The 20530-nt window shown below is 44.2% G+C and carries 21 protein-coding genes; 16 read left to right on the top strand and 5 right to left on the bottom strand.

Annotated elements, in window-relative coordinates; genetic code table 11:
- Positions 1-29: 29 nt before the first annotated feature.
- The 4 genes from F461_RS0107725 (at position 30) to F461_RS0107710 (ending at position 3630) form a co-directional block, all read left to right on the top strand.
- On the top strand, positions 30-257 hold the full coding sequence (locus tag F461_RS0107725; RefSeq protein ID WP_020000581.1) for a hypothetical protein: 228 nt from the start codon (positions 30-32) through the stop codon (positions 255-257).
- Complete coding sequence (locus F461_RS17430; protein WP_020000580.1) at positions 254-1165, top strand: efflux RND transporter periplasmic adaptor subunit; 912 nt, start codon at positions 254-256, stop codon at positions 1163-1165. Before F461_RS0107725 ends, F461_RS17430 begins: the two co-directional genes overlap by 4 nt.
- Before the next feature lie 10 nt (positions 1166-1175).
- A complete protein-coding gene (locus F461_RS0107715; RefSeq protein ID WP_026364686.1) occupies positions 1176-2159 on the top strand; it encodes a DUF2955 domain-containing protein in 984 nt (327 codons plus the stop codon).
- A 307-nt stretch (positions 2160-2466) separates the two neighbouring features.
- Positions 2467-3630: a metallophosphoesterase gene (locus F461_RS0107710; RefSeq protein WP_026364685.1), complete on the top strand. Its 1164-nt coding sequence runs from the start codon at positions 2467-2469 to the stop codon at positions 3628-3630.
- Here the strand turns inward: F461_RS0107710 and F461_RS0107705 are convergent.
- The gene (locus F461_RS0107705) at positions 3627-4583 is read right to left on the bottom strand and encodes an aldo/keto reductase (protein ID WP_020000576.1); all 957 of its coding nucleotides are present in this window, start codon (positions 4581-4583) and stop codon (positions 3627-3629) included. The two genes, F461_RS0107710 and F461_RS0107705, sit on opposite strands and share 4 nt — an antisense overlap.
- Positions 4584-4819: 236 nt before the next feature.
- Here F461_RS0107705 and F461_RS0107700 point away from each other — a divergent pair, with 236 nt between their 5' ends.
- A complete protein-coding gene (locus F461_RS0107700; RefSeq protein WP_020000575.1) occupies positions 4820-5752 on the top strand; it encodes a DUF2333 family protein in 933 nt (310 codons plus the stop codon).
- 168 nt (positions 5753-5920) lie between these two features.
- Here F461_RS0107700 and glpQ read toward each other — a convergent pair whose 3' ends face one another.
- The 3 genes from glpQ to F461_RS17420 form a co-directional block, all read right to left on the bottom strand.
- On the bottom strand, positions 5921-7015 hold the full coding sequence (glpQ, locus tag F461_RS0107695; protein ID WP_020000574.1) for a glycerophosphodiester phosphodiesterase: 1095 nt from the start codon (positions 7013-7015) through the stop codon (positions 5921-5923).
- Between the two features lie 259 nt (positions 7016-7274).
- The gene (locus F461_RS17425; protein ID WP_020000573.1) at positions 7275-8333 is read right to left on the bottom strand and encodes a glycosyltransferase; all 1059 of its coding nucleotides are present in this window, start codon (positions 8331-8333) and stop codon (positions 7275-7277) included.
- Between the two features lie 20 nt (positions 8334-8353).
- Positions 8354-9625: an O-antigen ligase family protein gene (locus tag F461_RS17420; RefSeq protein WP_020000572.1), complete on the bottom strand. Its 1272-nt coding sequence runs from the start codon at positions 9623-9625 to the stop codon at positions 8354-8356.
- Between the two features lie 897 nt (positions 9626-10522).
- Here F461_RS17420 and F461_RS0107680 point away from each other — a divergent pair.
- Entirely contained in the window at positions 10523-11710 is a 1188-nt protein-coding gene (locus tag F461_RS0107680; RefSeq protein WP_020000571.1) for an iron-containing alcohol dehydrogenase, read from the top strand.
- A gap of 206 nt (positions 11711-11916) precedes the next feature.
- Complete coding sequence (locus F461_RS19170) at positions 11917-12072, top strand: hypothetical protein (protein ID WP_155881386.1); 156 nt, start codon at positions 11917-11919, stop codon at positions 12070-12072.
- Positions 12073-12205: 133 nt separating this feature from the next.
- Here the strand turns inward: F461_RS19170 and F461_RS0107675 are convergent, their stop codons facing one another.
- A complete protein-coding gene (locus tag F461_RS0107675; protein WP_020000570.1) occupies positions 12206-13123 on the bottom strand; it encodes an amidohydrolase family protein in 918 nt (305 codons plus the stop codon).
- An 863-nt stretch (positions 13124-13986) separates the two neighbouring features.
- Here F461_RS0107675 and F461_RS0107670 point away from each other — a divergent pair.
- From F461_RS0107670 to F461_RS0107630, 9 genes are read left to right on the top strand one after another with little or no spacing between them, the layout of a single operon-like run.
- Positions 13987-14775, top strand: a complete 789-nt coding sequence (locus F461_RS0107670; protein ID WP_020000569.1) for a cupin domain-containing protein — start codon at positions 13987-13989, stop codon at positions 14773-14775.
- A 14-nt stretch (positions 14776-14789) separates the two neighbouring features.
- Positions 14790-15770 (top strand): phosphate acetyltransferase, encoded by a 981-nt coding sequence (gene pta, locus F461_RS0107665; protein ID WP_020000568.1) that lies wholly within the window; start codon positions 14790-14792, stop codon positions 15768-15770.
- A gap of 56 nt (positions 15771-15826) precedes the next feature.
- The gene (gene eutM / locus F461_RS0107660) at positions 15827-16099 is read left to right on the top strand and encodes an ethanolamine utilization microcompartment protein EutM (RefSeq protein ID WP_020000567.1); all 273 of its coding nucleotides are present in this window, start codon (positions 15827-15829) and stop codon (positions 16097-16099) included.
- Between the two features lie 40 nt (positions 16100-16139).
- Complete coding sequence (locus F461_RS0107655) at positions 16140-17477, top strand: 4Fe-4S dicluster domain-containing protein (RefSeq protein WP_020000566.1); 1338 nt, start codon at positions 16140-16142, stop codon at positions 17475-17477.
- A gap of 2 nt (positions 17478-17479) precedes the next feature.
- Entirely contained in the window at positions 17480-18037 is a 558-nt protein-coding gene (locus tag F461_RS0107650; RefSeq protein ID WP_020000565.1) for a BMC domain-containing protein, read from the top strand.
- Positions 18038-18086: 49 nt separating this feature from the next.
- Positions 18087-18440, top strand: a complete 354-nt coding sequence (locus F461_RS0107645) for a BMC domain-containing protein (protein ID WP_026364684.1) — start codon at positions 18087-18089, stop codon at positions 18438-18440.
- Between the two features lie 38 nt (positions 18441-18478).
- Entirely contained in the window at positions 18479-18757 is a 279-nt protein-coding gene (gene eutM / locus F461_RS0107640; protein ID WP_026364683.1) for an ethanolamine utilization microcompartment protein EutM, read from the top strand.
- Between the two features lie 47 nt (positions 18758-18804).
- Positions 18805-19089 (top strand): EutN/CcmL family microcompartment protein, encoded by a 285-nt coding sequence (locus F461_RS0107635; RefSeq protein WP_020000564.1) that lies wholly within the window; start codon positions 18805-18807, stop codon positions 19087-19089.
- 17 nt (positions 19090-19106) lie between these two features.
- Complete coding sequence (locus F461_RS0107630; protein ID WP_020000563.1) at positions 19107-20528, top strand: aldehyde dehydrogenase family protein; 1422 nt, start codon at positions 19107-19109, stop codon at positions 20526-20528.
- Positions 20529-20530 lie beyond the last annotated feature (2 nt).

Genomic DNA, 20530 nt, shown 5'->3' with positions numbered 1-20530 from the left:
AAAGCAATAAACATCCAATATGAGGACTTATGAAAGCTAGTGAGTTTGCCAAACGGCACCATATTAAGCTGACCGAAGTAATACGTATGAGTGGATTTGGGAGAAGCACCCTGTTTAATTGGTGGAATGACCCTAAAACTCGTACTCGTACCATCGTGATTATTCTGGGATGCGCTGAGGCAAAAAAATATACTAGAGTATTCCATGATGATGAAACAAAGAAAATAATCGATTCAGTGATGAGTGTGGAACGATGAAAGATTCAGTATATGCGCATATAACTAGAATTACATTGTTTTTAGCTTTGGCATTGAGCGTATTTTTTGTGGTTAGTGATAACATGTTGCCGTTTACGACACAGGCCACGGTAAAAACGATTTCCATTGATGTGATGCCGGAAGTGAACGGGTACATAAAAAGTATAGAGATACAAGAGGGGGAGTTTGTAAAACGCGGGGATGTACTTGTTTGTATTGATCCTGAGCAATATGAAATTGCAAAAGAAAAAGCAGAAGCTGTGCTTTTTCAAAGACAAAGTGAATATGATGAGGCGGTACAGCATGTTAACCGTATCAAACCATTAGCGGCGCGTGCATTTGTTAGCGAAGAAGAGTTGGATAATGCGATGAGCAAAGAGGCCATTACCCGTGCCGCAGTGCTGTCTGCAAGGTCAGATGTTAAAATGGCTTCTTTGAATTTAGAAAGGACAAAAGTCCGGGCTAACGATTCCGGAATAGTGACAAACCTTACTTTTTCCAAAGGGATGTACGCGTCTACAACAGCACCGATAGTGCATCTGGTGAAGGGGGTACAGTGGATCGAAGGGGATTTTGCAGAGAAAGGCTTGTCTGCCTTGGCTGTTAATGAACAAGTAAATATTGTGTATGATGCAATTCCTAATAAGGTGTTCAGGGGCAGAATCATATCTATCGATCACGCTATCAGTTCAGGTATCAGTCAGCGCAGTCGATTAGGTGAAATAGGAAATGAAACAAGATGGATACGTCCTCAGCAAAAAATACGAGTCCGTATTGTTCCCGATACGTTTGACATACACATTATTGCAGGCAGTCGTGCGAGTCTTATGGTGAGAGGAAGCGGGGGAGCTACGGTTGTTTCTGATGCGTGGATGAGACTTTTGAGCTTGTTTAGATTTGTGTATTGATGGTATTTATGTGTTTGAAATAATAAGAAAAACACTTATAATCGCGTTGTGTCTTGTTCTGAGCAAAGTTTTACACCTGCAAGTTGGAATTTTTTTGGTATTATACGGGATAATTATAGCGAATAATTGTCCTGTTAACAGATTACCGGTCATGCTAAGAATATTAGCCCCTTCTTTTTTGGCTGCGGTTGGGGCTTCCTTTGTTAACCAAATTTTCTCTGCGCATCCATTTATTATCTGGACATTGTCGGTTGTATATTTTGATCATATTAGAAAAAAGACTGACACTAGCGTAAAAGCAAGATCAGCTATCTTTCCGCTATTTAATGTTATTTTTATTGATACCTTTGCTAACAGTAGTGACTTCGTTCTGGTTGTGCCAGATCTCATACGTGATCTTCTTGTGAGCATTTTTTTGGCTTCTGCTATTGCGTATTTGGTGAATCTACTATTGCCCATTAAATTGAAGAAAATACAAACGCCTGTTGTGACGTTACCTGTTTCAGGTGCGGAGCGTCTTAAAATATTGATTCTTGTAGGGGGCGGCCTCGCATTTTTAATGCTCAATGAAGTGACTAGTGCAACATTTTGTTTAGTCCCTGTTATAACATCCGTTATGCAACCAACATATGGGCATATGAAGAAAGAAGTGGAAAAAAGAATTATTACACAGGTTGGTGGCTGCTGTAGTGCAATGTTTCTTTCTATTCTATTTATGGGGACTGAAATTAATGTTGCAACGTTCTTTCTTGTCTCGTTTGGGTTGGTATTTACCTTGATGAAATGGTGTGAGTGTCCTGATCCTGTGGAACGTTCAATACACAACGATGCCGTGTTGGGAATTCTGGTTCCTTTTCAATTGTACATTGGTAAATATGGAAATAATTTTGGCTTAGATTTGATTGCGTTGCGAACTGTAGAGCTCGTGCTTGCTTTGGGGGTAGTTTATTGTGTTGCTATCATGTTGGGGAAAAATCAGTTAGCCCGAACCTGATGCGCAGAATCTTAAAGCTAGACACCGCTATAAACGGTACGTGGTTATTCAGCAAAAAACAGGCTCTTTTTTTAGCAAGAAGGAGCCTGTTTTTTTGCTGGATATTCCATAGAAATAGTAGATAATATGCGATGATAAACTCTTTGCAAGAAACAAGGCTCTAGAAAGTTCAAAGTCGTTCATGTAGTTTTTCCTAACAGCCGTATGTACGATGTTTTTGTGTCTCTGTACGAATTGCCTAGATTCAAAAGGTGTTAGCAGCGAGTGCTGCTACACAGGTATCGCTGGGGGTAGGGTGAAAGATCAAATGACGTATTTTTCAATAGTGATGACATCAGTTCTGTTTGTTCTTTGGGCAATTGTTTGTTGGCGAATGATTGTTCCGCTTACTGTACGTCGGTCTACCAAGATTGTGCTTGCTGTTGGTTTGTTTATTGCCTTGGTTATTTATTACGTTACCCGGGCAGTTGTTCGTGAAGAAGGGCTTCCTGTTGAGATTCACGATACATTGCGATGGGTAGGCTATTTATCGTTAGGGTTTATATCTCTTACTATCCCATTCCTTTTTGTAAAAGAGGTGGTGCAGTTGGGAGGGCGTATTGTAACAAGCAAGAGAAGACCTGTTGATGGAGCCCGTCGCGCTTTTTTGCACAACGCAGGCAATGCGGTTGTCATGGCGGCTGTGCTTCCTACAATGTCACTTTCCGTAAAGGAGGCGTTTGCGACTCCTCTTGTGAAACAAAACGTATTACGAATTGCAGGATTGCACTCTGATTTGGAAGGGTTGCGAATTGTCCAAATTTCCGATTTACATGTTGGATCGATATTGGATGGGAAATGGCTTAATGCATTGATGGTACAGATTGAAGCGTTACGTCCTGACGTATTTGTACTTACTGGAGATGCTATAGATGGCAGAGTCTCTCGTGTTGGAAAAGAACTCGATGCATTGCTCAAGTTTGAAGCACCATTAGGGAATTTTTTTGTGACCGGTAATCATGAATTTTATTCCGGTGTTGATGGTTGGGTCGAACAACTGCGGGCACTTAATTTTACTGTGCTGAATAATGAGCATACTCTTGTACGCAAAGGAGAAGGTAAGCTTTTAATGGCAGGTGTCTGGGATTATCATGGCGAACGATTTGGTGAACAATATGTTTCTGATCCGTTTGCTGCAAAAGCCGGTGCACCGGAACATGATCTTTCTATCCTGCTGGCACACCAGCCTAAAAGTATTTTTGAAGCTAGTAAGGCAAAATTTGATATACAGCTTTCAGGTCATACACATGGTGGACAATACTTTCCATGGACGTACGCGGTGCATTTATTCCAGCCCTATGTAAAAGGGATGCACTGTGTTGATGGAAGCAGGTTGTATGTGAGCACGGGAACCGGATTCTGGGGGCCGCCGATGCGTCTTACAGTTCCTCCGGAGGTTACTGTGCATACGGTTACAGGCATTAGGGCTTAGCATTCTCCATCCCACAAGTTTTCAAAGGTGTACGGCGAGTTGTGGAGTGTGAACACTTTTCCGTCGATAATACGTGCTCCCATGTCTAGCTCTGCGATAACTCTCATGTCATTCGCGTCTAAAGATAATTCTGAGCCTTTGAAGTTTTCTTGGATTCTTTCCGGAGTAACAGATTTTGGAATTGCAACAATGTCTTGTTTCAAAAGCCAGGCGATCAGTACTTGAGCCGCAGTACTTCCATGCTTTTTTGCAATCGTCATAATGAGGGGATGTTTGAGCAGAGGCGGAGGCGTGCAGCCTTTTCGTGTTGTCCTAGCCTCTCCCACGGAGCCGAGTGGGCAATATGCTGTGAGGGTAATGTCGTGCTTTTTAGCAAAGGCAACTTGTACCCGTTGTTGCTGGTAAGGATGCATTTCGATTTGGTTGACAGCAGGAGGAATGGCGGCAGTGGAGAGTAGTGTTGTAAGTTTTTTTGTGCTGAAATTGCTTACGCCGATATTTCGGACAATCCCTCGATCAGCGCAATCTTCCATGGCGCGCCATGTAGTACGTAGCGGTACTTCTTCCAGCGTAAGGTAATCTTCTTTTGTTTCAGGAAGTTCTACTCCGCGTTTTAATGCGACCGGCCAATGTATGAGGTACAAATCCAGATAGTCCAGTCCGAGATCTTCAAGAGTCCGTGTGAGAGCAGGAAGTACATCTTCCGGTTTATGAGCGTCACACCAGAGTTTTGAGGTGATCCATAAATCTTTACGTGGATATTGGTTGAATGCTTTTTTTAATACGGCACCAATGTGCTTTTCATTACCGTAAATTGCGGCACAATCTATGTGTCTGTACCCAGCATCAAGAGCCGACAGGATAGCGCGCTCTATTTTTTCTGGTGGACTAAGGTAGGTGCCAAGTCCTAACGCTGGTATTTTTTCTCCAGTCGGTAATTGGAAATGCTTCATAGGATGCCTCCACTATGCATCTATACGTCGGGTAGAAAGGTATCTGATTTAGCATAACAGAGATGTTGTGTATGTAAATACGATGTTAGAAGAGATGAGGCCCAATCATATGCACCAGATAAAGGGACGCTGTGCTTTTTGGTATATTTAGATCTTGTGGACAAGAAGTAATAATTTAACTTAGCATATAGAAATTGAACGCAAAGTTTTTAAATAGTCATACGAGGAGACCCTAAATGTCACGCATAGGAATTGCCTCCTTGAAACAGCTTTTTCACAGTAAAAGTGGTTCAAGGTCTTTAATAGTAGTACTGATTTTTTTGATTTTTGGTATAGGTGTCAGCATTCTTGGAATTCGTGCTCAGGTAGCAGAACAGCCTGTAATGCCGGTTACAGGCGAAATTAAAAGCGATGCAGATATTGCGCCGTTAGTTTTTAAGGCTGCTTATTTCTCGTTGGACAGAGAACTGAATAATTCGGCTATTGGCTGGGTGCCTAACGACTTAATGATTTCTCCTACTTCGTGGTTCGATAATAAAAAGAATCTTCAGCGAGGGATTATTTTTGCGACTCGCGGTGTTATTAATGTCTACACCACTCATTTCGCACGTAGTGGTTCCGGTGAAGAAATAAATAAACATTTACTGAAAGCACAGACATCATCCTTCCCGTATGCTGAAGACGTTTGGATGTTTGCATCATCAGAGAGCAGATACAAGGAAGGTATTCAGTCTATTAATTCATACTTGGAAGATGTTGAAAACGGCAAGGCTGTGTTCAATGTTAAGACTGATGATCTGTATACTCTTATTGACACTCTGGAATCACTTATTGAAATGCCGCAGTCTCGTTTAAAAACTGGTGTTGATTCTCATTTTGAAGCTGATGATGCTATCTACTTCGCTAAGGGGGTCTGTCTGGTTGTGCGTGACGTGCTGAATACTGTAACTCTGGCATACCCTGAGTTGATGAATCGCGGTGGTGAGCAGAATGTTGCCGTTGCTTTGGAGACGCTTGATACTATTGCCAGCTTTAATCCTTTGTATGTATTTGCTGGCGGTAATAAAAATGGTGATTCAATGCTTCCGAATCAGGTGCAGGCATTGGCATCTAAGCTTGATATTACAGCAAATAGATTGCGTGATATCAAACTGGCATTGGATAAGTAATAGATATTTGGTGCGTGGTTCTTATGGGGGGAGGTTTTGTTGTAAAGCAGAACGCTGCTTCGTGAGTTAACCATATTGCATTATAATGGAATAGAAAAGCCCGCCTCAATTGAGGCGGGCTTTATTTATGCTATTGTCTTTGGGAGAGTGTTTGCCTTTACGACAAACTTATAATCCCTGACGCTGGTATTCAGCGCGGCGCAAGAAGTTGACAGCACGGTCTGCGTAGTCAGTGAAGACACCGTCTACATCTACTGTGTAGTAGAAAATGTCGAGCATGTCTTCAAAGCTTGCAGCATATGCAGGAATACGACCGTTATCAAGACGGAAGGTGTAAGGATGAACTTCCATGCCGTTTGCATGAGCTTCTTTAACCATATCTGTAATAACAAGATGGTTACGGGTGGATTCATCTTTCACGAGCATTGGCTTCCAAGGGCCGATGCCGTCTGCGTATTCAGCAATTCGCTGCATTGCACCTTTTTTAAACATCCAGTCGTAGTTGTAAGGAACGAACTTGCCGTTTTTCTTTTCCATGGTTTCGTTCCAACTGGTTTCAGCTATCAGTTGAACAACTTTAATGTTCATACCAAGTTTAGGAAGAAGTTCTTTACTGATGCGACGGGTCTCATTTGGATCGAAGCACTGTAGGTATACTTTATCCCCTTTAGTTGTGTAGCCATATTTTTTAAGCATGTTCAAAGCAGCCAAACTGATGTCTTTGCCTTCGGCACGGTGGAACCAAGGAGCCTTGATTTCAGGGTAAATACCAACATTTTTACCGGTAGATTTATTTAAGCCTTGAATGAGTTGAAGTTCTTCTTCAAAAGTTGGTACTTCAAATGAAGATGTGAACATCGGGAAACGGGCTCCGAATCCCTGAACTTTTTTACCGTCTTTGACTGTAAAACCTTCAGTCACGTTAAGGGTTTTAATTTCAGCTAACGTAAAGTCGATTGCGAACCAGCGTTTTTCGCCGTCAACCATACGGAAACGATTTGGAAATTTGTCCATAACGTCTGTGATACGGTCAAGATAATGATCGTGAAGTACTACAAGCTGGTCATCCTTGGTCATAACAAGGTCCTGCTCAAGGTAGTCAGCTCCCATAAAATACGCAGCAGCTTTAGCTTCAAGAGTGTGCTCGGGCAAATAGCCGGAAGCACCGCGGTGTGCAATTACGATTTTGTTACCACCGGCAAAGGCAGTGCTTGCGCCTAATACCATCAGGGCAAGAAGTAAAAATGACAGCAACTTTTTCATAATAAACTCCTCATAAAATATTATACGGTTACATATCACAAAAAGTTATAAATACAAGGGTGATAGCGTTTACAATTAAAAGAAAACTGATTTTTTACGTGAAAAAGCTGTATTGTGTTTGTTAAAGAAATAACGATGGGTAACGGTTTATTGCAGTAAGCTTTTTCAGCTATTTTAGGTTAGCATGCAAAAGAAAAGCTACGTATACGTTGTGATATGTATACGTAGCTTTATGTTGTTTGTGTTACTGGAATATTGCTTATGAGATACGTTTTATCTCTTCAGCTAGCATAGCTGCCTGAGTTGTAATATTAAAGTTAGTTTCCATGTGCTGCTTAACAGAGAGTTTTTTCTGAAATAGCGTCTCTTTTGGGAGTTCGATAATTTCCTGTAAACGAGATGCCCATGTGCTGGCTTTTTCTGCTTTTGCAATGAGCAGATCTTCAAAACCTTGTGGCCAGGCTTCATGTATTCCTCCAACATCTCTTGCTATTGGGATAAGCCCACAAGACATGGCCTCTAATAATGTATTTGGAAGGCCTTCGAAAAAAGATGGAAGAACAAAACAGTCAGCTTTTTCAAGGAGTGGAAAAACATTTTGAACCCAACCATGCCATGTGACGTGTTCAGAGAGGTTTAATTCACTGCATCTTTTTTTAAGTAATTCTTCTTCTGTGCCTGTTCCTACAATGTGCCAATGGAATGGGGAGCCCTGTTTAGCTAGAAGGCTCATGGCTTCCATGAGTTCTGCATGTCCTTTTTTTCTATTTAACTGACTTGTTGTGACAAATTGAATCGTATCAGAAGAGGTAGAAAGAAGGTTTGGGCGAGTCGGTTTACCTGTGTAGACTGTGGATGTTCTATCTTTTTTAACAAAAGGTAGGTGCTCCAGCATTCCGTCGAGGTTATAGTTGCACGGGAATAAGTAGTGAGGCCTAAGAATTTTGTCTAACAACTGGACCTTCGCGCAACGTTTCATGTCTTTGGGAAGGCCAATTCTTTGTATAAGTGGAATGCCGAGTAGTTTTGCGGCAATGCCAACAGTCCTGAGTTCTTTGCTTACGTTAACTATAATGGCATCAGGTTGTTCTTTTTGGAGAAATAAAAGAAACTTGATAATACTGATAGGGCTGAAGTCTGCCCCAAATTTTACGTTGAAAGCTCGTATATTTTTAGAAACAGCACGGTTGCGGAATCGATCATCTTTACCAATGAGAACAACGTCGTGCCCTAGATTTTGAAGCTCCTCAGCTACATCAATCGTCCACGTCTTTACACCACCCCAACCGGTAGTAGCATTGAAAAATGCTATTTTCATTACCAATCCTTAGCTAAAATTTAAATGGAAGTACGGGAGGCCGGCTGCTTTTTCCCGGCAGTGCATGCACCAAGTGTAATTCCGAGCATTGCCATGCCCATGGTAAGCCACCACGGACGGAAAAAGTCATGAGCAGATATCCCCGTTCCTAAATAGGCAAGATAGCTGGCCCAGAACAGGGCTGTGTATCTCCAAAAATAGTCTGAAGATTTTGTCTGAATTTCATTGATGATGTGTGGGCGGATTGTTTTGAACGCGAAATAAAGGAGTCCAAAAAGAAAAAGAACACTCACTGTAAAACCAACTACTCCACCATCTGAAAGGAATTGCAGGTACATATTGTGGGGATGTGGAATGCCGGCATGTGCAATGTGTTGTTTAAGTCCTAAAAAGTCTCGCGCTGGGGCGTAGGTTTTTAACCCTGCGCCGAATATGGGAAAATGTTCAAATATTTTTAGTGCGTAGGACCATATTTCCCAACGTGGATCCTGCATAAGGCGTTCAAAAGATATTCTTGAAGGGCCGAATAGAAGTAGGGCACCCACTGCAGATGCAGGGAGTGCAAGTCTGTAAATGCGGAAGGGTGGCCAGACAAAAGCCCAAAGTGTGAACAGAGCTATGCCAGCACCTGCATATCCACTTCGTGTTAGGCTGAATATCCATAAGAAAATTGCCGGAGCAAGTAAAAGACTACAGACGACTTTACCCCATCTATATCCTTGCTGTTTTACAAAATAGAGTATGCCAAATGCTGCTGGTAAAATGATTGCCATATAGTTGCCAACACGAGGTGTTTTCATAGAGCCAGTTAGTCTTTTACCATTAAAAAGGGTTTGATGAATGAGATCCATTCCTGAAAAATATTGCCAAACCCCATCTACCCCTTGAAGAAATGCGGCACCGGCAAATGCTAAAATTAGTTTGCGTAAGTCCTTTTCAGATTTAACAAGTTCCATAGCAATGAATGGAACTACGAAGCTTTTCCACCAGTTTACGGAAATTGCACGAAAAGATTTTTCCGGAAATTGAGACAATATGACATTGAGAACTAAGTATGCAAAGAATATTGCAAAGAACTTTTTTCCACCGAATTTTTTTAAGTTGCTGTTATTAAAGCCTTTAGCATAGTACGCACAAAGAAGTACAAGAGAGCCTAGTTGGCCGATGTTAATAATGATTCTGCCAAAGGCAAAAAGGAGCATGTAGAGGCAAAAAAAGGCCACAAGTACTGAGTGGATTTGTTCTTGTGAGATATTATGCCATACTGAGAGCAGGTTGGTTTTGTAATTCATTTTGTATGATTGTCCGTAGCTGGGATAGAATTCTCTTATGCCATAAGAAGAACGAAGTGCTAGCTCAGCATAAGTGAGTTAGCACCGCTGATTTGATAAAAATTTTAACAAAATTAGTTGGTCAAATCATCTATGTCAAATTATTTAGACAGTAAGCATAACATGCCGGAATTTAAATTATCATATTGTCAAAATCGAGTTGTGGATTTGAGATAATACTGGAGCAGGACTCTCTACCATGTCTGGGGTATTTAGTTTTTCACGTATAGAGCTGATATTTTGATAGTTGCGATATTGCACAAGCTGTCTCTTCTTTTGAAGAAAATTTGATAACCAGGTACGGTAACCGTTTTTTTTTAAAGATAACAAATAAGGGTGATAAAGTGATGCGAACCAGAGAGCCTTTTTATGAGACAGGTTGGTGCATAATTGCAACTCATGTGTTGCATGTTGCATAAATGAGGCGGAGATAACGGTTTCACAAGGGAATAGAGAAGAAGTAATTCCCCGATAAGTTAGTGTGTTGTTTACGTACACAGTGCCAGAATGAAGGGAGGAAAAAAAATATTATTTTTTGAGCACACTAAGGGTTTGATATCAATGTGTAAAATGTTTTATGTTCTGACGAATACTTATTGGCATATCCGATGGTTGGTTGTTTGCACATTTATTGCTTAATAAAGATGCTTGTTAAATTTTGAACAAGGTCTCTTGGCCGGACAAAATTACAAGCATGCAGCGTGATCGCTGTTTTTAGCTTGCTGGAACAAACGGAATGAAGAGCGTGATGAGTCACTGGGGTAGTGGCTCGTTCTGGCAAAGCAATAAAAAGTTTTTTAGGGTTTACTGAATTTTATTTGGTGCAAACAGCAACTTTCATCACCGGAAGGATTTGAGATGAGCTTTCAGCAGACAGCCACACCTGTCGAGTTTTATATGCCGCCAGTTACAGTTATCGGTTCTGGCGCAGTTAAAGAGATCCCAGCAAGACTTGCGTCTCTAGGAGGTTCCAAGCCTTTGCTCGTAACAGATAAAGGAATGACACAGCTTGGAGTTACCGCTTCTATCGTACAGCTTATGCAGGCTGCCGGCATGCAGTGCGCAGTTTATGATGAGACTGTGCCTAACCCGACTGATAAAAACGTCAGTGATGGGCTTGCACAGTACGTCGCTAATGGTTGTGACTGTATTATTACTCTCGGTGGCGGCAGCGCTCATGATTGTGGTAAAGGTATCGGGATCGTGGCAACTAACGGTGGGACAATTCATCAGTATGAAGGTGTAAATAAGGCGCGCGTGGCTATGCCACCATTCCTTGCAGTCAACACAACCGCAGGCACTGCATCTGAAATGACTCGTTTTTGCATCATTACTGATACTGCTCGTAAAGTTAAAATGGCTCTTGTTGATTGGCGCGTGACTCCCGGTATTGCCTTGGATGATCCGGAGTTGATGATGGGCATGCCGCCAAGTCTTACTGCTGCGACAGGTCTTGATGCGCTCACACATGCAGTGGAAGCTTACGTTTCTACCGGTGCAACTCATATGACTGATGCAAACGCTGAAAAAGCTATTAAGCTTATTTCTAAGTACTTGCGCCGTGCAGTAGGCAACGGTCGCAACCTCGAAGCTCGTGAAGCAATGTGCTATGCACAGTATCAGGCAGGCATGGCCTTCAATAACGCTGGCCTTGGATACGTCCATGCGATGGCGCACCAGCTTGGTGGTTACCTGAACCTGCCTCATGGTGAATGTAACGCAATTCTCTTGCCGCATGTATGTGAATTTAACATGCTTGCAGCTATGGATCGCTTTGCAGAAATGGCAGAATTTTTTGGGGTGCAAGGTTCTGCACGTACTCAGCGCGAAGCTGCAAGTAATGTAATTCAGGCAATACGCGACCTCATGCAGGACGTTGGTATTCCAGCCAGCCTTACACTGCTCGCCAAAAAATACGGCAAAACTGTGAATCCTGAAGACTTCGAAGTTATGGCAGAAAGCGCAATGAAAGATGCTTGTGCAGCTACAAACCCTCGCGGTATGCGTAAAGAAGACATCATCGCAATCTACCGTAAAATTTTATAGCTGTTAGATAGATATTGAATAGCAAAGCACTTGGCAGTTCCTGTCAGGTGCTTTTTTTTGTGCTTATTAATATTAATGTCAGTCTGCTGGATTACATGCAGTCTGGTGTGAGGTATGCGCAGAGGTATGAATTAACTTTGTTGAATAACAAAATGCCCTGATTTCCTGGCAAGGGAAATCAGGGCATTTGCAGGGAGTGTGTTCCCGTGCCCAGACAAGGCTTGAAAGAAGAGGGGACAATGTTGGCTAGAAGAAGCGGGGAGAATCTTAATAGCCGTGCGTGGTACCTGCGCTTATGTCACCTCAGCAGGGTTCGGAATGGAGTGTTCCGTAATGTAACCGGAGCAGGTGAACAGCCTTAGAGGCATGATCAAAGGAGGAGCTGGCCAACTCTCCGGTTAAAAAAAATGTGGTGTGCGGCTGTAGCGTACTTTCCAGTCTGTGCACACAGGGTGTGCACAGACTGGAAATATGGAAGCAATGTACGTTGTACGACTATTTGCCGAGTCGTGCGAGAACTTCGGAAACGATATCTCTTACGAGGTCAGCAGATGCTGCACTTGGAGCAACTGCAGGAGCAGTTTCGAGACCAAGCAATTTAGCAGCGTTGTCGTGCATTACTTTCTGGCGAACTTCAGGAGTGAATGGAAGTTCACTGTAGGTCTGAAGTGCCTGACGGAAATCAATGAATGGGTGAGCAGAAGCATAAAGCAACTTGTCAGAAATCATTGTGTTTGCAGCCTGAATGTATGCTTCAGACATTGGGGAACGTTCGTATTCAGAAATTTCGATGAATACGTTTTTGTTACGTTCAGCAACAATGATCGCTTCGTTAACCCATGGGTAGCCACCGTGACTGATTACGATTTTGAGCTCAGGGAAGTCGCGAGCAACAAAGTCGATGTAACGAGGTGCAACGTGGTCAACTACCGCTGCAGGAACGAGGGTAGCAGGACCAGTTGTGAATACGAGAGGAATTTCGAGTTCACAACATTTTGCATAAATTGGGTAGTACTTAGCATCGTTAGGGTAGAGCTGAGCAAGGTACGGGTCAACAGCTGCACCGCGAAGGCCGAAAGTCTGAACCGCGTGGTTCAAGTCACGGATGCCCTGCATGCCTTTGTGTGGATCCATACCGAAGAAGCCGATAAACTTCTCTGGATGAGCCTGAACAAAGTCAATAACACTCTGGTTGTTAGCTTTGGAGCCGTAGGTGGTTTCACAGTCACGACCAGTGATAACAGCGCGCACAACGTTGTTAGCAGTAAGATCCTGAACACACTCAGCTACGGTCTGAGCTTTCATTTTTGAAAAGTCGATGTGCTGGCAGAGACCTTTGAACATAGAGCTGTTCTGGATTCCGCTCAGAGTTTCCGCGGTGTTTGGACGGAAACGGAAGTCAATCACGTTCATTGCAAATCCCCTATGGGTTTTCATCCATCGCCAGATGCATACGTAGTATGCTTCATGGCGTTATTAAATAATTGGTAGAATGTAACATACTGCCGACAGTGCAACAGCAAGTAGAATGCCAGAATGGGTGTGCGCGGCTTTGTGAAAAGAATATTTAAGCGCATTCTCAACGGTGAAAATGCTTGAATGCGAGGGAGTAACCAGATGAATCATTGATAAAGCGACAATTATTCCGCAAAGCAGATTGATTAGTTAATCAAAGTTTTTCATGAAAAAACACCTGACTAGCGATGTGGTGCAGCTTTTCTTTTGGTTAAAAATTGATGCGTTCATGCAGCATTGGTGGGAGACAATAATTTAATTGTACGGAATGCAATGCCTTGCGCGAAATAGAGCTATGTTGCAACTGTGCAGCGTAAGTTGGATTGTTGCTAATGGTTAGTTAAATTGAACAATCTAACTGTATGAAATTGAATGATTTAATCAAACTAATAGTAATCATTAATATTTATAGTAAGATGCTGCGCTTTTGCATCTTGTGCGAAGTCAAATAAAATAAATTTGTTTTGCTTTTAGTTTGTGCGAAAAATCACAATAAACTCTGCCTGACTATTTTTCTTTGTATATTCTCTTCCAACATGCAGAAAACAACACTTTATTTTTAACCAGCCACGGTAATTAAATGCCGTTTAACACTATGTAGAGACGTGCGTTTCTTTGTGCACAGTTGTTGCAAGAGAGCGTAGTGCCTGCTTTCATTTTGCAGGTCTCTATATATGTAAGCGCAGGTTTTCTTAGCCTGGAAAAACCTGAGCGAATGACTGAAAGCCCCATACACGAACAGCCAACACTGGAGGTACTGCATGGGAAAACGGATAGTCACCGAGGCTGATGTTCACAAAGCAATTGATAATGGCACTAAGACCCTTAGACTTACTCTTTGTGAATGCATTATTACTCCACAGGCTCAGGATAAAGCTGAGGAACTGGGAGTAACTTTCATTGAATCTTCTCTTGAAGATGCTGCGTCTGCACAGGTTTGCAGTGCTCCTGCTTCTGAAGCATGTGCTGCAGTGCCTGTACAAGCCGAAGCTCCGGTTGCTCCTGCAGCGTCAGCTGCACCAGCACCAGAGTGCTCTGAAGCAGCTGACGTAGCGCTGCAGGTTTGTACGCTGCTTCGAGATAAGCTTCCGGCAGGAACAAGTAGTGATGTACTTGAAGCTATTGTTCGTCGTGTTGTTTCCGCAAAGCTTGGCGAAACAGCATGCGCAACTAGTGATCCTGCAGCTGCCACTGTTGTAGAGGATGCAACTTGCAGCAACGGTGTTTGCTTTATTGATGGGCAGCGTTTGCAAAAGCAGGGTTCCAGTCCAGTTCCACTCGATGAGCAGGTGTTTATCGCAGACGCTATTGGCGTATGTGATGATGCTAAGCTTGCGGCTGGTTACATGGAATGGGAACGTGCTTCCTTTACCCGTACTGTAGAATCTCCTGAGATTGGCATCATCCTTGATGGTGAATTGCATCTTACTATCGGCAGTGAAACCAAAATCGGTAAGGCTGGCGACATGATGTACTTCCCTGAAGGTATTGATATTACATACAGTACCCCTTCTTCTGTACGCATCGCTTGCGTAAACAACATCCAGTAATCGCGGAGATTGATGTGAGTATTCTGGAACGTTGTAAAGAAGCATGTAGACAGAATCCAAAGACTGTTGTGTTTCCGGATTGTCTTGATGAACGAGTACTCGAAGCAGTCACCCGCCTGAAGGCAGACGGACTTTGTGAGCCTGTACTTGTTCAGTCTCCTTTTGCAGTGCGTAATAAGATGCGTGAAGCAAAAATCCGCACTACAGGTATTACCGTAGTGGATCACACCAGTCCTACATTGCTTGAAAAAAATGCAACCGAATTTTTCGCAATGCGCGAAAAGAAAGGCAAACCAGTGACAATGGATGCTGCTGTTAAAGCCATGCGTTGTCCTCTTGCTGGTGCTGCGATGCTGGTTCGTCGCGATGAAGCACAGCTGGGTGTTGCCGGTAACCTCTCCTCTACCGGGGATGTTATTCGTGCAGGGTTGCATATTTTGCCTAAACAGAAAGGTCTTAAAACTGTTTCTAGTTTCTTTTTCATGATCGCGCCTGAAGGCGGTAAGGACTACATATTCGCGGACTGTGGTGTTGTACCTGCTCCTAATGCAGCTACACTTGCAGATATTGCCATTGCTTCTGCGGATAAAGCCCGAAAACTTCTTAGTGAAGAACCTAGAGTTGCTATGTTGTCTTTCTCTACCAAAGGTAGCGCAAAGCATGATCGCGTAACTCTTGTTCAGGAAGCTTTGGCAAATGTCCGTGAACGTGAATCTGATCTTCTTATTGATGGCGAATTGCAGCTTGATGCTGCGATTGTACCAAGTGTTGCAGCATCCAAGGCTCCTGACAGTCCTGTTAAGGGTGAGGCAAACGTATTGGTATTTCCATCTCTTGAAGCTGGAAACATTGCATACAAGCTTGCACAGCGGCTTGGTGGGTACACCGCATTAGGGCCGCTTTTGCAGGGGTTTGCTGCTGGTTGGCATGACCTTTCCCGTGGCTGTAGTGCAGATGATATTTATAAAGTTGCTGTAGTAGGCCAGTGCCTCTAGCCCGGCAAACAAAGTAAAACATACGTCAGTTACTGACTAATTAATTGGAGGATACAATGGACGCATTAGGAATGATCGAAACTAAAGGTCTTACCGCTCTTATCGAAGCTTCTGACGCAATGGTAAAAGCTGCACGTGTACAGCTCGTTGGTTACAAGCAGATTGGTGCTGGTCTTGTTACTGCAATCGTTCGTGGTGACGTAGCTGCTTGTAAAGCTGCTACCGACGCAGGTGCAGCAGCTGCACAGCGTATCGGTGAAGTTGTAGCGGTTCACGTAATTCCTCGTCCTCACGGCGATCTGGAAGACGTTTTTCCATTTAAGCGCTAGTCGCGCTCTTTGTAGCCCTTAACGCACAAAGAAGAATGTCATGGACAAAGTAACACTTATCCGTTCGATCCAGAATGCTGGTGTTGTCGGAGAAGGCGGGGCCGGTTTTCCGGCCCACGTCAAATACGATACACAAGTAGATACGGTCATTGCCAATGGTTGTGAATGTGAACCATTGCTCCATACAGATCAGTACATCATGAAGTCCCATGCTTCTGACATCATTCGTGCCATGCAGGCTGTTGTTACAGCTACAGGGGCTACACGTGGTGTTATTGGCATAAAGCGCAAATACACTGAAATTGCAGAAATTTTTGCTAAGGGTATTGAGGGTACTGGCCTTGAGCTTGCACAGCTCGATAACTTCTACCCTGCTGGTGATGAGCAGATTCTGGTTCATGAAATAACCGGAAAAACTATTCCACCTTTGGGATTGCCTAAAGATGTAGGCGCTGTAGTTGCTAACGTTGGTACTCTGCACACAGTTGCAGCAGCTATGGACGGCAAGCCGCTTACCCACAAGGTGCTAACTGTCACCGGTGATGTCGCCAAACCTTCTGTTATCCGTGTACCGCTTGGTACAAGCCTTAAAGAATGCCTCGAGTTCTGTGGTGGTGCAACCAACTCAGACCCTGTGTACATTCTTGGCGGCCCGATGATGGGACGTATGTGTGATTCACAGGCAGCTTTTGAGAATGAAGTAATCACTAAAACCAGTGGTGGCCTTATTGTACTTCCTCGTGGGCACTACCTGCATAAGCAGGCGACGGTCGACCTTCACACCATGCAGCGTCGTGCTGCAACCGCCTGTATTCAGTGCCGCATGTGTACTGAGTTGTGCCCGCGCTATCTCGTAGGACACAGCTTTGAAACTCACAAAGTGATGCGTGCCTTCGGTGGCGGGCAGGATGTAGCAATGGGAGCCACGCAGGCAGCTATGTGCTGTGAATGTGGTGTTTGCGAACTCTTCAGTTGTCCAATGGGGCTTTCCCCGCGTCGTATCAACAGCGCTTTGAAAGGGCAGTTCCGTGAAAAAGGTGTTCAGTACACTGGCCCGCGTGAAGTCCGTTCTGAGCAGTCTGCAATGCGTCCGTACCGTAAGATTCCAGTACCGCGCCTTGCATCTAAAATCGGCATTGCTGATTACATGAATATTCATCCTGATTTTGAAGGCGATTACAAACCAGCTCAGGTTAGCCTCCCGCTTCGCATGCACATTGGAGCACCTTCTGTTGCTCAGGTGAAAGTAGGAGATACCGTAACTGTTGGTCAGCTTATCGGTGCCGTGCCTGAAGGCGCTCTTGGTGCAACCGTTCATGCTTCGATTGCAGGTACTGTAGTAGAAGTTGGCAACAACATCGTCATTAAAGGAGCATAGTTGTGGTAACTCAACTCCAGTCTGTCGGAATGATTGAATTCACTTCCATTGCGGCAGGTATTGAAGCAGCAGATCGCATGATGAAAGCCTCTCTCGTAGAACCTCTCATGCTTAAAACCATCTGTCCGGGTAAATTTGTTGTTGCTGTGCATGGTGATGTTGCAGCAGTGCAGTCTGCAGTAGATGCAGGTATGAGCAGCTCTGACGGTACTGTAGCTGATCATTTTGTAATTCCTAACATCAATGATGCCGTTGTTTCCGCAATGGCATGTGCTACTCCGGAACCTACCGGCTCCGCACTTGGTGTTATCGAAACTTTCTCCGCAGCATCTTCAATTCTTGCAGCTGATACTGCTGCAAAAACTGCTGATGTTGATATCGCGGAAGTACGCATTGCAATGGGGCTCGGCGGTAAGGCGTTCTGTATCCTCACAGGTGACGTTGCAGCAGTCAGCATGGCAGTTGAAGCAGCAGCCAATGTTGTTTCCCGGAGTGCTATGCTGGTTCGCAAAGTCGTAATCCCAAGCGCAGCTCCGGAAGTTTTGCGTAATATTTTGTAGACGCATCCTTTAGGTTGCGTCGTTTGAAGAACGAAAGGAACGTATCGTTATGAACGACTCTTTAGGTTTAGTTGAAGTTGTAGGTCTCGTAGCTGCTGTTGAAGCTGCGGATGCTATGTCCAAAGCAGCTCGCGTACACGTACGAAGCGTAGCTAACGCTGATTCAGGATTACTGACTGTTATCTGCGAGGGGGACCTTGCTGCAGTTGGTGCCGCTGTTGATGCTGGTAAAGCTGCTGCTGCCCGTCTTGGTGAATGCGTCGGTACCAACGTTATCGCACGTCCGGGTGATGGTCTTGGTGACATGATTGCCAATAAAATTGGTTCTATCTTTGATGAGTCAAAGGCAAAGCCAGCAAAAGTTGACGATAAGCCTGCTAAGCCAGCTCAGAAGAAAAAATAAACCGGCTTATTCCGGTCTTATATAAACAGGAGATACACATGGGCGATGCTCTTGGTATTATTGAAGTAAAAGGCATGACTGCTCTTGTTGAAGCAGCTGATGCTATGACTAAGTCTGCACGCGTTGAACTCGTAGGTTACGAGCGCATCGGCGGGGCACTTGTTTCTGCTCTTATCCGTGGCGATGTTGCTGCTTGCAAAGCTGCTATCGATGCTGGTGCTGCTGCAGCACAGCGAGTTGGTGAAGTTGTAGCAACTCACGTTATCCCGCGTCCTCATGCTGATCTTGAGGAAGTGTTCCCTATTAAAACTAAGTAAACTGCCAACGGAAGATTGCTTGGTGGCGTACGAAAAGGAGATACAACATGGAATTAGGAAGAGTACGAGGACAGGTAGTTTCTACTGTTCGTGATCCCGGCGTGCCTCCCGTAACGTTGCTGCTGGTGGATCTTGTTACCGCTGACGGTGAAGTTGTTCGTTCTGGCCAGGTCGCAGCTGACACCCTTGGTGCCGGAGAAGGGGAAATTGTCCTGTTAGTCCGTGGTAGTTCCGCGCGTTTTACTATGACAGATAGACCTCCTCTTGACCTGAGTGTAATCGCAATAATTGATCAGATTACCTCACAGGGCGAAACGGTTTACAATAAATAATATAGTTTGGAGATAACATGGCTATCGCACGTGAACAGATAGAGTCTATTGTTTCTGAAGTTCTTACTCAGCTGAACGGTGTCGCACAGACTTCTGTTGCTGCTCCTACCGCAGGTGACTGGGGTATTTTTGACGAATTGGATGACGCTGTAGCTGCAGCAAAAGTAGCACAGACTAAAATCGGTACTATTGCAATGCGCAATAAAATTATCGATATTATCCGCCGCGCTGCACGTAACAATGCCCGTCGTCTTTCTGAAATGGCTGTTGAAGAAACTGGCATGGGTAATGTTGAAGACAAGATCGCGAAAACTCTTCTTGTTGCAGACCGCACCCCGGGTACTGAAGTAGTATCTGCTGAAGCAATTACTGGTGACAACGGTTTTACCATGATCGAAAAAGCTCCTTGGGGCGTTATCGCATCTGTAACTCCTTCCACCAACCCTGGCTCTACTGTTATCAACAACGGTATCAGCATGATTGCCGCCGGTAACTCTGTTGTATTTGCTCCGCATCCTGCTGCTAAACGTATTACTCAGGAAGCAATCAAGATCATCAACAAAGCTGTTGTTGCTGAAACCGGTATTGCTAACCTTCTCGTTGCAGTTAAGGAACCTTCCATCGATGCTGCTAAGCGCCTCTTTACTTACGACGGAATTAACCTCCTCGTAGTAACAGGTGGTGAAGCTGTAGTTGAAGCTGCACGTAAAACTACCAACAAACGCCTTATGGCTGCTGGTGCTGGTAACCCTCCTGTAGTTGTTGACGAAACTGCTGACATCGCCCGTGCCGCTGAATCCATTTACATTGGCGCATCTTTCGATAACAACCTCATCTGCGCTGACGAAAAAGAAGTTATTGCAGTTGATTCTATTGCTGATCAGCTTAAAGCTGAGATGAAAAAAGTTGGTGCGTACGAGTTGACTCTTGAGCAGGCTAACACCATCGCTCAGACCGTTATTCTTGATTACGGCACTGATAAAGCTCGTGCTAATCCAAAATGGGTTGGTCGTGACGCTAAAAAACTCGCTGCAATTGCAGGCGTAACTGTTCCGGATACCTGTAAGCTTCTTATCGTAGATGCTGGCCGTGATTCTGATTACGTTTTCGCAAAAGTAGAGCAGATGATGCCTCTCGTGCCTGTACTTCGTGCGCACAACTTTGCAGAAGCACTTGAGTGGGCACTTAAACTTGAGCGTGGTCTCAGCCACACCGCTGGTCTGCATTCCACCAACGTTAACAATATGGAAGCAATGGCTCGTGCTACTAATACCAGCCTTTTTGTTAAAAACGGCCCTCACGTAGCCGGTCTTGGTGCTGGTGGTGAAGGTTGGACTTCCATGACCATTTCCACCCCTACCGGTGAAGGTGTTACTAACGCGGCTACATTTACCCGTATCCGTCGTTGTGCCCTCGTTGATTGCTTTAGGATCGTTTAGTT

The organism is Halodesulfovibrio aestuarii DSM 17919 = ATCC 29578 (assembly GCF_000384815.1).
Taxonomy (GTDB): Bacteria; Desulfobacterota; Desulfovibrionia; order Desulfovibrionales; family Desulfovibrionaceae; genus Halodesulfovibrio; species Halodesulfovibrio aestuarii.
Note: the sequence above shows the minus strand (reverse complement) of the source record. Positions and strands in the feature narration are given on the sequence as shown.

Excerpts from the sequence above, each read along its gene's own strand:
- F461_RS17420 (WP_020000572.1), bottom strand. The coding sequence starts at position 9,625 with ATGAATTACAAAACCAACCTGCTCTCAGTATGGCATAATATCTCACAA.
- F461_RS0107675 (WP_020000570.1), bottom strand. The coding sequence starts at position 13,123 with ATGAACGTGATTGACTTCCGTTTCCGTCCAAACACCGCGGAAACTCTG.
- eutM (WP_026364683.1), top strand. The coding sequence starts at position 18,479 with ATGGGCGATGCTCTTGGTATTATTGAAGTAAAAGGCATGACTGCTCTT.
- F461_RS0107710 (WP_026364685.1), top strand. The coding sequence starts at position 2,467 with ATGACGTATTTTTCAATAGTGATGACATCAGTTCTGTTTGTTCTTTGG.
- F461_RS17425 (WP_020000573.1), bottom strand. The coding sequence starts at position 8,333 with ATGAAAATAGCATTTTTCAATGCTACTACCGGTTGGGGTGGTGTAAAG.
- F461_RS0107670 (WP_020000569.1), top strand. The coding sequence starts at position 13,987 with ATGGGAAAACGGATAGTCACCGAGGCTGATGTTCACAAAGCAATTGAT.
- F461_RS0107680 (WP_020000571.1), top strand. The coding sequence starts at position 10,523 with ATGAGCTTTCAGCAGACAGCCACACCTGTCGAGTTTTATATGCCGCCA.
- F461_RS0107630 (WP_020000563.1), top strand. The coding sequence starts at position 19,107 with ATGGCTATCGCACGTGAACAGATAGAGTCTATTGTTTCTGAAGTTCTT.
- F461_RS0107635 (WP_020000564.1), top strand. The coding sequence starts at position 18,805 with ATGGAATTAGGAAGAGTACGAGGACAGGTAGTTTCTACTGTTCGTGAT.
- F461_RS0107645 (WP_026364684.1), top strand. The coding sequence starts at position 18,087 with ATGAACGACTCTTTAGGTTTAGTTGAAGTTGTAGGTCTCGTAGCTGCT.
- F461_RS0107725 (WP_020000581.1), top strand. The coding sequence starts at position 30 with ATGAAAGCTAGTGAGTTTGCCAAACGGCACCATATTAAGCTGACCGAA.
- F461_RS0107705 (WP_020000576.1), bottom strand. The coding sequence starts at position 4,583 with ATGAAGCATTTCCAATTACCGACTGGAGAAAAAATACCAGCGTTAGGA.
- glpQ (WP_020000574.1), bottom strand. The coding sequence starts at position 7,015 with ATGAAAAAGTTGCTGTCATTTTTACTTCTTGCCCTGATGGTATTAGGC.
- F461_RS0107655 (WP_020000566.1), top strand. The coding sequence starts at position 16,140 with ATGGACAAAGTAACACTTATCCGTTCGATCCAGAATGCTGGTGTTGTC.
- F461_RS17430 (WP_020000580.1), top strand. The coding sequence starts at position 254 with ATGAAAGATTCAGTATATGCGCATATAACTAGAATTACATTGTTTTTA.
- F461_RS0107700 (WP_020000575.1), top strand. The coding sequence starts at position 4,820 with ATGTCACGCATAGGAATTGCCTCCTTGAAACAGCTTTTTCACAGTAAA.
- eutM (WP_020000567.1), top strand. The coding sequence starts at position 15,827 with ATGGACGCATTAGGAATGATCGAAACTAAAGGTCTTACCGCTCTTATC.